The organism is Arthrobacter sp. KN11-1C (genome assembly GCF_052180225.1).
GTDB lineage: Bacteria > Actinomycetota > Actinomycetes > Actinomycetales > Micrococcaceae > Arthrobacter.
Map to the genome: position 1 here is coordinate 1,927,658 of NZ_CP197467.1, position 13,417 is coordinate 1,941,074.

A 13,417-nucleotide genomic window follows, 5' to 3' on the forward strand; every position below is an offset into this window, starting at 1 on the left:
CAGGCCGAACTTCAGGACAGGACATCCTTGCTGGTGAACTTGCCGTAAGCCAACGCGCCGGCCACCAGGATGTAGCCCGCCTGCAGCAGGGCGTTGTCGCCGAAGCTGGCCCACGAGATCGGTTGCCGCAGGAGATCGGCGAAACCCAGCCAGTAGTGGCTGAACAGCCAGGGGTGCAGCCACTCCAATTGCGGCAGGTTGTCAGCCACCTGCGACACCACGGACAGCACGATGGTTGCAGCCATGGCTCCGACCGGCACGTCCGTGAAGGTGGAAATCGCGAGTCCGATAGCGGACAGCCCCAACAATGACACCGCGATGTACGCGGCAATCAGCAGGGAACGCACCACGGATTCGCCGACGCCGATCGTGTCGCCCGACAGCAGGGTGACAGGGCCCACCGGGAAGAGCGCGACGCCGGCCAGCGCGCCGGCGGCGGCAACCGTCAGGGTCGCCGCCAGGCAGAACACTGAGGCGGACGCGTATTTGATCAACAGGAGGCGGACACGTCCCGCCGGGGCGACGAGCAAGTACCTGAGGGTGCCAAGGTTTGCTTCGCCCGCAATCGTGTCGCCTGCCACCACTCCGATCGTGAGGGGGAGGAACAACGGGACGGAGACGATCATTGCCGTGACGCCGACGAAAAGCCCGTTCTGGGTGATGCGGTCAAGGAAAGGCGGCCCGCGCCCCGGGGCCACGGGATGCGAGCTCAACTTGACCGCGGCGGCGATGAGGATGGGGATCGCCGCGAGCGCCAGAAGCATGGCCCATGTCCGCAGCCGCCTGAACAGCACCGAGAGCTCGGAGGCCATGAGCGACCACGAGCTTTGCGTGCCCTCCGGCACGGCAATCGTCGCTTCGATTCCGCGTTCAGCCGGCAATGTCGAAGCCCTCTCCGGTGAGGGAGACGAAGCGCTCCTCGAGGCTCGCGTTCTCCACGCCGAAGCCCCGGACCCGGACGCCGTCGGCCACCAAGGCAGCCACGATCGCCTCGGGAGCCACGTCGAGCCCCGCCGGACCGGTGCTGAGGAGGCTCCGGCCATCGGGACCGTACGAGCCGGGCGGTGGAGCAACCAGTTCCGACTCCAGGCCGAGCCTCGAGAGGACACGGACAGCGGCCTCGATATCGGGCGTGTGGAGCCGGATGATGGCCTTGCCCGCCGCGCGCAGTTCGTGCAGGGTTCCTTGCGCCACGAGCTTGCCGACGCTCATGACGCCCACATGCGTGCACATCTGCTCCACCTCGGCGAGGAGATGGCTGGAAACGAACACGGTGGTGCCCCCGGCCGCCAGAGAGCGGACCAGACTGCGGACCTCCCGGGTCCCTTGCGGATCCAGGCCGTTGGTGGGTTCGTCCAGGACCAGCAGTTCCCGCGGGCGCAGCAAGGCATGCGCAATCCCCAGCCGCTGCTTCATCCCGAGGGAATAGGCGCGCACCTTTTTGCCCGCCGCGTGGGACAAGCCCACCCGCTCAAGCGCTTCATCCACCCGTGCGGCGCGGGTCCGTGGGGCGGCGTGAAGATCGGCGCTGTCCAAGCGCCGCAGGTTCGCTGCCCCGGACAGGAAAGGGTAGAAGGCCGGCCCTTCGACGAGCGAGCCCACGTTCGGCAGGACAGTTGCCAGTTGGCGCGGCATCTCGCCGCCAAGGACCCGGATGCGGCCGTTCGTGGCGGACGCCAGGCCAAGAAGCAGCCGGATGGTGGTGGTCTTGCCGGAGCCGTTTGGGCCGAGGAAACCAAAGACCGAACCGCGGGGAACCGCCAGGTCGACGCCGTCGACGGCGGCCCGGTGGCCGAAGCGCTTGCTGAGGGCTTGCGTCTCTATCGCCAGTTCAGCCGGCGGGGATGCCTCCGTCATTTTGCGGCGGCTGCGGCCTGCAACCGCTCAAGTGGCACCATTCCCGCGAAGACGCGGCCGTCGTCGAGCATCAAGACAGTAACCAGGCTGGTGGTCAGCGCGCGGCCGCCCGCGACAGGCTGGGTGAGCTGGGCCAACATCGGTGCCGAGCGGACATCGTTCGGCACAGTGCCGGCTGGCAGGCCTATGACCGCGTCCCAGCCGGTTCCCGTGATCGTTGGCCGGACACTTGTTGCCTTTGGCTGCCCGGTCTTGCCGGGGAGGGAACGCAACTGCGGGGCTGCCATCTGTTCCACCGCGGCACCGCGGGGCGGAGTGAAACTGAACAGGGCGGCGTCGGGCGCCGACAGGCTCAAGTCAGTGAATGCGAGCGAGAAGGCCGCTGCCGCCTGGCCCCGTGCCCGGACATCGACGCCGAGCGGGAGGCCCGAAGCGGAGTCGACGGCGATGGTCACGGAATCGACGAGTGTGCCGGTACTGCGCGGCTTGATCACCAGTTGGTAGGCCGGGCGGCCGGCCACTGTGGTTCCGTCGCCCACGGTCACGTCCGTGGTGGGCCCGACGGCGGCGAGGAAGTGCTGCGCGACGACGTCAGGCGTGGTGACTCCGGGAGCCGGCGTCGCGTGCGGGGCCGCTGAACGCGCTGGTTCGGCGGGCATCGTCAAATGCGCCGCACTGTTGTCTGCCGAGTTGTAGAGCCAGAGATCGTTGCCATTGCGGACGACGTCGCGCTCGGCGAGCATGTCCATCACCTGGAACCTCGCTTTGGCGGGACCGTCCATGTAGACCCGGGCGGTGTGTGAACCGCTCAAAAGCTCCATCACCGAAGCGGGCCCTTGGCTTGCCGTTGGCCCGATGGAGGGGAGCTGGGGCAGCCCCAGATCGGAACTTTGTTGAAGGGTTCCGGACAGTGCATGGACGTCGGCGCGGCCGATCATGGCGATGACTTCCGAGGCCGTTTTGTGCGGCAGGCTCGTCGCAGCTCCGGCTTGGTAGGAACCAGCCAAGGCTGCCGCAGCAAGGGCCACCGGAGCCAGCACGGCCGGCAGCCAACGCAACCAGACGCGGGTCATGTCGACCTCGCGAACCATCCACCATCGGGGAAGTTCATGGTTCCAGACTACTCCTGGTGCCCGGACTGATCACGTGTTCACGGGCTATCCTTCCAACGTCCTCCGCACGAATTCAGCGCTGGGCTTTGCGTAGGCAGAGCCGAGGCGCTCGAACAGGGCGATCCCCGCCATGCCCGGCCAATCCTCGGGGAGGAATTCGGCGGGCAGCCCCGGATCCAGATACGGAATGATCCGCCAGCGGTCGATGCTTCGGACATAGCGGGCGAAGGTCGTGGCGGTGGCCGGGCCGCCGTCGGGACCGTTGTCCGGGCCGCCGGCGTCGGCCGCGGAACCATGATGCAGGATGAAGTCGCGATGCAGTTCCGCCACCGTGTCCAGGTCCCACCACGCCGAGGCGGCCTCGCGGAGGCTGCCTCCGACCAGGGGAGTGTCCGTGACGAACACCGTGGCCATGCCGCGCAGCTCCAGGTCCTCCAGGATCTCCTCCACTTCCTCCCGTAGCGAGTCGGGGCAGATCCACAGCCCTGCTGCCACGGTGCCGCAGCCGATCCAGTGCAGCCGCCGCCGCAACTGGTGCCGCTTTTCCCGCTCGGTTTCCGGAATGGAGAAGGACACGAGGCACCAGCGGCCGGCTGGCGACATCAGGCGTGGGTTGAAGATCCGCCGGTCGCCGCGGGCGAGCATCGCTGCGGCGCCCTCGGTGACGGCGAAGCCGGGAACGCCGTGACGCAATTGCGGCAGGACGATTTCCTTCTTCTTCAACCGTGACAGTGCCGTCCGGGACACTGCAACGCTCAGCCCGAGTGCCTCCATGAGGGCGATGATGTGCCTCGTGGACATCCATCCGCCGGCATCGCGGAGGTACAAGCCGATGACCGTGCGCAGCAGCGACGTGGTGCTCCCGGGCCGGGAGTCCATGTCGTCAAGGACAGCGCTCACAGGAGTTCGGCGAGGGCGTCCCGGATGGCGGTCACTCCCAGCTCAACCTCCGCGTAGCTCGTGCTGAGCGGCGACAGGCCGATCCGCAGTCCGTGCGGCGGACGGAAGTCCGGAATGACGCCCCGTTCCCACAGCGTCCGGGTCACGTCACCGAACAGGGGATGGTCTACCGTGATGTGCGAGCCGCGCTCGGCGGTGTTGCGCGGGCTGACAATCTCGGCACCGAGGGGGACCAGCATGTCCTCAGCCAAGGCAACGGCGTACTCGGTCAGTTTGATGGACTTCTCCCGCACGGCGTCCATGCCCACGGATGCGATCAGCTCGACCATGTCCTTGAGCGGCTGCATGGCCAGGACCGGGGGAGTGCCGGTGATGAAGCTTCGGATCCCCGTTGCCGGCTTGTAGCTTTCCGTCATGCCGAAGGGGTTGTCGGCGCCCATCCAGCCCCAGATCGGCTGTTGCAGGCGGTCCTGCTGCGAAGCGTTGACGTATGCGAACGCGGGGGAGCCCGGGCCGCCATTGAGATACTTGTACGTGCAACCCACTGCGAGGTCCACGCCCCAGGCGTCCAGTTCGAGCGGCACCGAGCCTACCGAGTGGCAGAGGTCCCAGAGCATGAGCGCTCCGGACTCCTTGACCCTCGCGGTGATCGCGGCGGCATCCGCCAGGTAGCCGGAGCGGTAAGCCACGTGGCTGAGCACGACGACGGCGGTCCGCTCGCTGAGCAGTCCCTCCAGGTCAGTGTTCCGGACGCCGCTGGCCGGGTTGGAGGCGACCCACTTGATGGTGGCGCCCTTCTCCGCGGCGATCCCTTCGATGATGAAACGGTCCGTGGGGAAGTTGTCCCGGTCCACCACGATCTCAACGCGGCCGGGCTGGGCGTCGACCGCTGCCCGGATGAGTTTGTAGAGCATCACGGACGTGGAATCGCCCACGGTGACTTGGCCCGCGGCCGCGCCCAAGGTGACGGCGCCGATCCGGTCGCCGACCGTGGTGGGCTCGTCCATCCACTGTTCGTCCCAGCCTCGGATGAGGCGGCTGCCCCAGGCGTCCTCCACGAAGGACGCGAGCTTCGCCGACGTCGCCTTGAGCGGCCGGCCGAGGGAGTTCCCGTCGAGGTAGGCGGTGAGCTGGCCTTCCGCCGGGGAGTAAAAGGCCTCACGCTGCCCGGCGAGGGGATCGGCGGCGTCGAGTTCTGCCGACGTCGGCCGTTGCGTTTGCTGTGCGCTGTTCATGTCTCTCCTAAAGGAAGCTTTGGGGTTTTCCGGGGCTGGAATTGCCGCTCAGTTGCCGATCTCGGTGCGGACGGCGTAGAGCTCTGGGAAGAAGGTCAAGTCAAGGGCCCGTTTGAGGAAGTCGACGCCGGAGGAGCCGCCCGTGCCCACCTTGAATCCGATGGTCCGCTGCACGGTCCGCAAGTGCCGGAAGCGCCAGGCGTGGAAGTTGTCCTCGATGTCCACGAGGTCTTCGCACGCTTCGTAGAATCCCCATGGCGTGGCTTCCGATTCGTAAATCTCCTGGAAGACCGGGACCAGGTCCTTCCGGAACGTCCACGGTTCGCTGGTGTCGCGTTCAAGGATGTCGGCCGGGACGGCATAACCGGCCCGCGCCAGCACCGCGAGGAAGGCGTCGTAGAGGGTCGGCTCCTCCAGCAGCGCGGTGAGCTGGCTGTGCGCCGCAGGATCGCTCTCGAAGACCCGCAGCATGGCGCGGTTCTTGTTGCCCAGAAGGAACTCTACGCCGCGGTACTGGTGGGACTGAAACCCTGAGGAGCTGCCCAGGAAGCGCCGGAATTCGGAGTACTCGCGCGGAGTGAGCGTGCCCAGGACAGACCACTGCTCGGTCATGGTCCGCTGGATCGCCTTGACGCGGGCGATGCATTTGAGGGCCTTGGCAAGGTTGTCCACATCGAGGAGCCGTCGGGCCTCAAGAAGCTCATGCAGGATCAGCTTGAGCCACAGTTCGCTGGTCTGGTGCTGGATGATGAACAGCAATTCGTCATGGTGTTCCGGGGTGCTCAACGGGTGCTGGGCAGTGAGGAGGCGGTCAAGGTCCAGATACCCGCCGTAGGACATGGCCTGGCTGAAGTCGGTGCGGACCGAATCCTCGATGGGCCGGATGTTTCGGGCCCTGATGGTCTCTTCGGAGTGGCCGGTGCGGTTTTCCATGCATTGAGAGTATCACTATCGTGACGAACGTCAAGATAATGAATTTTCACTTCGTCGTGGGCGGACTTCCAAAGGCTGCTTTTTGTTGCCTATGTGAACCGCTCGCACGGTCCATACGTTGTAAGATCGGCAAGGGGGTATGCGGGCTCCAGGAGGCTCCATGTACCAGCAGACAGTCAGCATTCGGGATTTACCAGCAGACCGTCGGCATCCGGAGGTAGACGGACCAGAACAGTTCCCCGGTCTCGAACAGATGGCGCTTCGTACGCGTACAAAACTTCGGGCCCGGGACCTGATAGTGCAAAAATACGGTGGCTCCTCGGTAGCCGACGCGGCAGCCATCAAACGGGTGGCCCGGCGGATCGCCGAGACCCGCGAGGCCGGGCATCCTCTAGTGGTGGTGGTTTCGGCCATGGGCGACACCACCGATGAACTGCTTGACCTGGCCGCGTCCCTCAGCCCCAGCCCTCCGGCGGGCGAGCTCGACGCGTTGTTGACCACGGGTGAACGGATCTCCGTGACGCTCTTGGCGATTGCATTGGCCGAACTAGGTGTTCCTTCCCGGACCTTCAGCGGCAAAAAGGCCGGACTGATTACCGACGGCATCCACGGCAAAGCGCACATCGTCAACGTGGACCCGCACCATATCCGCGCTTGCTTGAAGCGCGAAGAGGTTGCCATCGTGGCTGGTTTCCAGGGGAAGGGCCTCAAGAAGAAGGAAGTCACCACTCTGGGCCGGGGCGGTTCGGACATCACCGCCGTCGCCCTGGCCGCAGCATTGGGCGCCGGTATGTGCGAAATCTATACCGACGTCGACGGCGTTTATACGGCCGACCCGCGGGTGGTTCCCCGCGCGCGGAAAATCGACGTCATTTCAAACGAGGAAATGCTCGAGTTGGCTGCGTCCGGTTCCAAAGTGGTGCATACCAGATGCCTTGAGTATGCCCGGCGGTTCGGCGTCCCCATCCATGTGCGTTCGTCCTTCAACCGTGCCATGGGAACGCTGATCCTTCCGGGCCAGGACCAGGAGGCGGAATGGGACCACAAGCCCATCTGGGAACGGGCTCCGGCCTTGGAGCAGCCAGTGGTGTCCGCGGTTCTGTGTGATACGTCCGTGGCGAAGCTGAAGGTCATAGGCGTCGCGGATGGCGTGGGAAAGTCCGCGGAAATTTTCGGGCTTCTCGCCGATGAACGCGCCGAGGTCGACATGGCAGTTCAAAACACCTCGTCCGTGCGCGCCGGCGGAAGCGATATTTCGTTGGCGGTTCCCAGCCGGGACGGATTCCGCGTCCGGGCGGCCTTGTCCGCTGCCCAGGCGGCCATCGGCTTCCTGGACCTCCAATACGACGGCCAGATCGGGAGGCTGTCGCTGATCGGGCTTGGCATGCGCACTGACGCCCAGGTATTTTCTCGGCTCTTCAAGGCCCTTTCGGACGCCGGAGCCCAGGTCGAGCTGATCTCGGCGTCGGACATCCGCATCGACGTCGTCGTCCGCGTTGCGGTGCTCGAGGACGCACAGCGTGCCGTGCAGTTGGCGTTCGGGCTGGACCCCTCGGGAAATGACCAGGCGGGAAACGACCAGGCAGGACACGACCAGGCAGGAGAGGAGGCCATCAGCGCGCCATAGGGCGGCCGCAGTACCGGCACCCCCATCTCCCCGCGCCGCAGGCAAGGCGCGGGAAGCGCCCAGTCATCGATCCGCCTCCGCGGATCCCCGGGATAAGGACCCGATCGCCATGTACACACACCCGCAGCAGGCTACCTTGACCTCGGCACATGTCACCGGACCCCTGCCAGGACCCAGATCTGCCGAATTGTTGGCGCGCCAGGAACGAACCGAATCCAACGCCCGCACCTATCCACGGCATCTTCCCATTGCGATTGCGGAAGGTTCCGGCGCCTTTGTGCGGGACGTCGATGACAATGTCTTCCTTGATTTCCTGGCCGGTGCCGGGGTTTTGACATTGGGGCACAGCCACCCGGAACTGGTTGAGGTGGTGGCCGGACAAGTGCGGAACTTGAGTCATGGGCTTGATTTCCCGACGCCGGCCAAGGACGCCTTCATGCGGGCACAGCTGTCCATGCTTCCTCCCGGACTCGCCGAACGGATGAAGGTCCACTTCTGCGGACCGACCGGTGCAAATGCCGTCGATGCCGCCATCAAATTGTGCAAGACGGCCACCGGGCGGGGGGACGTCATTTGCTTCCAGGGAGCATTCCACGGCAGCAGCGCGGTCGGGATGGCGTTGACCGGGCTGGTCGAGCAGAAGCGGCCGGTAGCTAACGGGATACCCGGAGTGCACTTCTTCCCCTATTCCTACTGTGCCCAGTGTCCCGTGGGCCTGAACCCCGAGACCTGCGCGACCAATTGTGTCCAGTTCCTCGAACACTCCCTCAAGGACCCGCTCGGGGGCATCCCGCTTCCCGCAGCGGTCATCATGGAAATGGTCCAAGGCGAAGGGGGAGTTGTTCCGGCCACCCTTGAATTCGCGCAAACCGTCCGCAGGGTGACCCGTGAGCTGGATATCCCGTTGATTGTCGATGAGATCCAGACCGGGTGCGGGCGTACCGGAACCTGGTTCGCGTTCGAGCAGTTCGGGATCGAGCCCGACGTCATCGTGGCATCCAAGGCCCTGAGCGGGATAGGCCTCCCCGTCGCCCTGATCATTTACAACAAGGACCTTGACCGCTGGCTCCCCGGCGCCCACACCGGGACATTCCGTGGAAACCAGCTCGCCTTCGCCGCCGGGGCTGCCGCCGTCGAGATCATCCGGCGCGACGACGTTCTTGGCAACGTCCGCAGCCGCGGTGCGCAGATTGCCCGGCTTCTCGCGCCCTTGGCCAGCAACCCCTGGGTGCGCGAAGTGCGGGGCCGCGGGCTGATGTGGGGGATCGAGCTCGCTGATCCGGAGACAGGCCGTCCTGCCGGAGGACTGGCCCGGGCAGTGCAGCGAAATGCCCTGGAGCGGGGCCTGATACTCGAATGCGGAGGACGCGACGACTGCGTGGTCCGGCTCCTGCCGCCGCTGAACATCACGGAAGAAATCGTCGATGCCGCTTGCGAGCTGTTGCTGGCCGCCATTGCCGAACAAAGCGCCATGGCAGAACACAGGACCACGACGGATGCGGCCCGATAAGGCACGACGAATTGCCACGACGAATTGGCATGACCCATTGGCGAGACCAGGAGGGGATGATGGGGAGGCACACGGACCACGGCCGGACCTCCGGCGAAACGGCCACAAGCGCCGGACCCATGATCCAACTCAGGGACGGCGCCCCGGTCCTCCTCGGCAGCGCACCGGGCAACATCACCAGCGGCACCACCATCCGGTGGAGCCCCGGCGAGCGGCTCGAGGAGCTGTTCGAGGACCGGTGTGACCGGCAACGGGCCGAAGGACGCAGGCATCATCCGGCAGTGGAAACAGCCGATGGTTCGCTCAGCTACGAAGAACTGGACGCCCGGGCCAACCGGCTCGCCCGCTTTCTCCAGGCCCGCGGGGCAAGCCCGGGCGACAAAATCGCGCTGCTGTTCGACGACGCTGTGCGGTCCTATGTCTCCATGCTTGCGGTCCTCAAGGCCCGTGCCGTCTACGTGCCCCTCGACCCGGCGTTCCCCGCCGAAAGAATTGCGTACATTGCCGCCGATGCCGACGTCACCATGATCCTGACTGTCTCCCGCCTCGCGGACAGCCTGCCGCCGGCGAGCGCGGCCCTCGCGGTTCGCCTGGACAAGGAGGACCGCCGCATTGCCGCGTTCGAAACCTCCCGACTGGCCTGGGCCGGGCAGGAGTCACCGGCCAACGGACTGGCCTACATCATCTACACGTCTGGATCCACCGGGCGGCCCAAGGGAGTGGCCATAGCCCACGCCAGCATCTGCCACTTCGTGCGGACCGCCGCCGAAACCTATGGCTACGATGCCCGCGACCGGGTCTACCAGGGCATGACCACGGCGTTCGATTTCTCCGTGGAGGAGATCTGGGTGCCATGGATGGTCGGGGCCACCTTGGTTCCCCGGCCGCCCGGGAACAACCTCCTCGGGCCTGACCTTGCCGAGTTCATCGAGGCCCGGAACATCACCGCGCTTTGCTGTGTGCCGACCCTGCTCGCCACGCTCGACGACGACGTGCCCGGGCTGCGGTTCCTGCTCGTTTCCGGCGAAGCCTGCCCCGAGGACCTTGTGGAGCGCTGGCACCGGCCCGGCCGTCGCTTCCTGAATGTCTACGGGCCAACCGAAGCGACAGTGACGGCGACCTGGGGCACGGCGGAGCCCGGCAAGCCCGTGACGCTGGGCAAGCCCCTGCCCGGCTATGCGGCAGTGATCCTGGATCCCGTTCAGGACCGGGCCCTGGCCCACGGCGAGTTGGGCGAAATCGGCCTGGCGGGCGTAGGGCTCGCCAGGGGCTACATCAACCGGCCCGAGTTGACTGAAAGGGCATTCATTCCCGATTTCCTTGGCCTGGAGGACAACCCGTCCCATCGCATTTACCGCACCGGGGACCTGGGCCGCTTCAACGACCACGACGAAATCGAGTACCACGGACGCGCCGACACACAGGTGAAGGTCCGGGGCTATCGGGTTGAGCTGAGCGAAATCGAAAGCGTGCTCCTGCAGATGCCGGGGATGGCTGCGGCTGTTGTGAAAACCTGGGAGCCCGAGCCGGGAATCACCGAACTTGCCGCCTACTACACGCTGCACCACAATGCACCTGCGGTGGAAGGCGGGGACATCCGCGCCTGGCTGCGCGAGCGGCTCCCCGCCTACATGGTGCCAGCGTATTTCCAGTCCCTCCGGACCATGCCGATGATGGTCAGCGGGAAAGTGGACCGCAGGAGCCTGCCGGATCCCACCGGCCCGCGCGCGGTCAGTACAGGGTTCGCCGACACAAGCCCGGTGACGCCCATGGAACGGATCCTCGCCCCGGCTTTGGCCGATGCGCTCCAGCTCACGTCTGTCTCCACCACGGCCAACTTCTTCAACGACCTCGGGGCGAACTCCCTGTTGATGGCGCATTTCTGCGCCAACGTCCGTAAGGTCGCCAACCCACCTTCAGTCTCGATGCGCGATATTTATGCGCATCCGACCATCGCCGCGCTGTCGGCCGCGTTGGACGCCGCGAGTGAAGGATCGACGGCGGGAGCCGACGTCGAGGGCCGGGAAATGGCGACGGCGGAACCCTTCCTGCGCGTCGGGACCGCCCAGTACCTGCTGTGCGGGATTTTGCAGGCTTTGGCGGGCCTGGCCTACGCCTACCTCGTCGTCCTCATCCCCTCCGCCGGCGAACAGTGGATCGGCGGCTCCCGGCAGCCCGGCGTCCTCGCGGCCCGCTCCGTCGCTGTCGGCACCATATCGTTCCTGGCCTTGGCAGTCATGCCCATTGCGCTCAAATGGGCGCTCATCGGCCGGTGGAAGGCCGAGGAGTTCCCCCTCTGGTCCTTGCGGTATGTCCGCTTCTGGTTCGTCAAGACTCTCGTTAACACAAGCCCGGTGCGCCTGTTCGTCGGGACACCGGTCTTCCCCCTGTACCTCAGGGCCCTGGGGGCCAGGATCGGCCCGGGAGTAACCATCCTCTCCTCAAGGATTCCAGCCTGCACCGACCTGCTGACAGTGGGCGCGGACACCGTGATCCGGCGGGATTCCACATTCAATTGCTACCGTGCCCGCGCCGGCCGGATCCAGACGGGGCCCGTCACTTTGGGCCGCAATGTCCTGATCGGCGAACAGACGACCCTGGATATTGATACGGCCATGGGCGACGACGCCCAACTGGGGCACAGCTCCTGCTTGTACCGCTTCCAGGCAGTTCCGCCCGGCGCAGCCTGGGCCGGCTCACCGGCCGAGCCCACCGGCACCAGCTACCGCAGGGCGGGACAAGCCGCTTCCGGGACGGCCCGCCGGGCCAGTTTCAGTTTCTGGACCGTGCTGGTCCACGTGGTCCTGGTGTCTTCCATCGGGCTTGGAGTCATCGACGTCCTTCTCGCCTTCCTCCCCGCGGGCGAAACGAACCCGGCCCGGCCGCTCTTCTGGGAAGCGCTGTTGCTGATCTCGGCCGTCCTTCTTTTCGGCAGTATCCTGGCCGCGTTCGCCGTTGCCGCCACCCTTCCCAGGCTGATTGCCCTGCTCCTCGTTCCGGGCAAGGACTATCCCCTCTACGGCGTCCGCTTCGGACTCTTGCGGACAGCCCAGCGCCTGACCAACCTCAAAGCCCTCCTCCAGCTCACCGGAGACAGTTCCCTGATCGTCCACTACCTGAACGTCCTGGGTTACCACCAACCGGACCTGGTGCAGACCGGATCCAATTTCGGCGTCGGGCTGAAGCATGACAGCCCCACCCTGACGACTGTCGGCAGCGGCACGATGGTTTCGGATGGCCTTTCGATCATCAATGCCGACTACTCGAACACCGCTTTCCGCCTCAGCCCCACCGTCATCGGGGCCAGGAGCTTCTTCGGAAACAACATCGCTTATCCCGCCGGGGCCAGAATGGGGGACAACTGCCTTCTGGGAACCAAGACGATGGTGCCTTTGGACGGTCCGCTCCGCGAGGGGGTGGGTCTCCTGGGCTCACCGCCCTTCGAAATCCCGCGCACCGTTGACCGTGACAATGCCTTTGATCGGTTCAGGACGGCAGAGGAACTACGGCGCCGGATCCCGGCAAAGAACCTGCACAATACCGTCACGGTGGTCTTCTACCTGCTGGCCCGGTGGGCCGAGCTGTATGTGATCCTCCTCGCCGCCTGGGCATCGCAGGCCTTCCTCCCCAGCGCAGGAGGGCTCGCCGCGGTGGTCGCGGTGGGAACGATGGTGGTCACCACCGGCGCCCTGATGGTCCTCGTGGAGCGGGCATCCCTTGGATTTGGAAGGCTCTCGCCGACGTTTTGCTCCATCTACGAAGTGTCCTTCTGGCGGCATGAGCGCTTCTGGAAACTCGGCGCCGGCGGCATTGTGCAAATGTTCAACGGCACACCCTTCAAACCCGTGATCTGGCGGATCCTGGGGGTCCGGATGGGCAAGAAGGTCTTCGACGACGGTTGCGGAATCCCGGAAAGGACCCTCGTCACCATCGGCGACTACTGCACCCTCAACGCCTACGCCGTCGCGCAATGCCATTCCATGGAGGACGGCGCCTTCAAACTCGATTCCATCAACGTGGGCACCGGCTGCACGCTTGGGGTGGGCGCATTCGTCCACTACGGCACCACCATGCATGAAGGTTCCGAGCTCGAAGACGATTCGTTCCTGATGAAGGGCGAGGACGTCCCTGCCTACGGCATCTTCGGCGGCAATCCCGCACGGGAGCTGACCAGGAAGGCTGTCCCCGGACTGCTCTAACGCCGGCGCGTGGCTTACGCTGGCCCTAATGGGCGCGTCCGGGG

At 65.7% G+C, this 13,417-nt stretch carries 9 protein-coding genes; 3 read left to right on the top strand and 6 right to left on the bottom strand.

The window, feature by feature from the left end; translation table 11 throughout:
* Positions 1–11: 11 nt before the first annotated feature.
* From ACSBOX_RS09050 to kynA, 6 genes are all read right to left on the bottom strand, one after another.
* Positions 12–812 (bottom strand): ABC transporter permease, encoded by an 801-nt coding sequence (locus tag ACSBOX_RS09050; protein ID WP_442546001.1) that lies wholly within the window; start codon positions 810–812, stop codon positions 12–14.
* Positions 813–870: 58 nt separating this feature from the next.
* Positions 871–1,857: an ABC transporter ATP-binding protein gene (locus tag ACSBOX_RS09055; protein ID WP_442545696.1), complete on the bottom strand. Its 987-nt coding sequence runs from the start codon at positions 1,855–1,857 to the stop codon at positions 871–873.
* Entirely contained in the window at positions 1,854–2,930 is a 1,077-nt protein-coding gene (locus ACSBOX_RS09060) for a LolA family protein (RefSeq protein WP_442545697.1), read from the bottom strand. The genes ACSBOX_RS09055 and ACSBOX_RS09060 overlap by 4 nt, the downstream gene beginning before the upstream one ends.
* Before the next feature lie 84 nt (positions 2,931–3,014).
* Positions 3,015–3,869, bottom strand: a complete 855-nt coding sequence (locus ACSBOX_RS09065) for a PaaX family transcriptional regulator (protein ID WP_442545698.1) — start codon at positions 3,867–3,869, stop codon at positions 3,015–3,017.
* Positions 3,866–5,104: a kynureninase gene (locus ACSBOX_RS09070; protein ID WP_442545699.1), complete on the bottom strand. Its 1,239-nt coding sequence runs from the start codon at positions 5,102–5,104 to the stop codon at positions 3,866–3,868. The genes ACSBOX_RS09065 and ACSBOX_RS09070 overlap by 4 nt, the downstream gene beginning before the upstream one ends.
* Positions 5,105–5,152: 48 nt before the next feature.
* Complete coding sequence (gene kynA / locus ACSBOX_RS09075) at positions 5,153–6,037, bottom strand: tryptophan 2,3-dioxygenase (RefSeq protein WP_442545700.1); 885 nt, start codon at positions 6,035–6,037, stop codon at positions 5,153–5,155.
* 298 nt (positions 6,038–6,335) lie between these two features.
* On the opposite strand from kynA, the gene ACSBOX_RS09080 reads away from it, so the two are divergent.
* The 3 genes from ACSBOX_RS09080 (at position 6,336) to ACSBOX_RS09090 (ending at position 13,373) form a co-directional block, all read left to right on the top strand.
* On the top strand, positions 6,336–7,664 hold the full coding sequence (locus tag ACSBOX_RS09080; protein ID WP_442545701.1) for an aspartate kinase: 1,329 nt from the start codon (positions 6,336–6,338) through the stop codon (positions 7,662–7,664).
* Positions 7,665–7,773: 109 nt separating this feature from the next.
* Positions 7,774–9,174, top strand: coding sequence for a diaminobutyrate--2-oxoglutarate transaminase family protein (locus ACSBOX_RS09085; RefSeq protein ID WP_442545702.1), 1,401 nt, complete (start codon positions 7,774–7,776; stop codon positions 9,172–9,174).
* A 29-nt stretch (positions 9,175–9,203) separates the two neighbouring features.
* A complete protein-coding gene (locus tag ACSBOX_RS09090; RefSeq protein ID WP_442545703.1) occupies positions 9,204–13,373 on the top strand; it encodes a Pls/PosA family non-ribosomal peptide synthetase in 4,170 nt (1,389 codons plus the stop codon).
* The last annotated feature ends 44 nt before the right edge of the window (positions 13,374–13,417 follow it).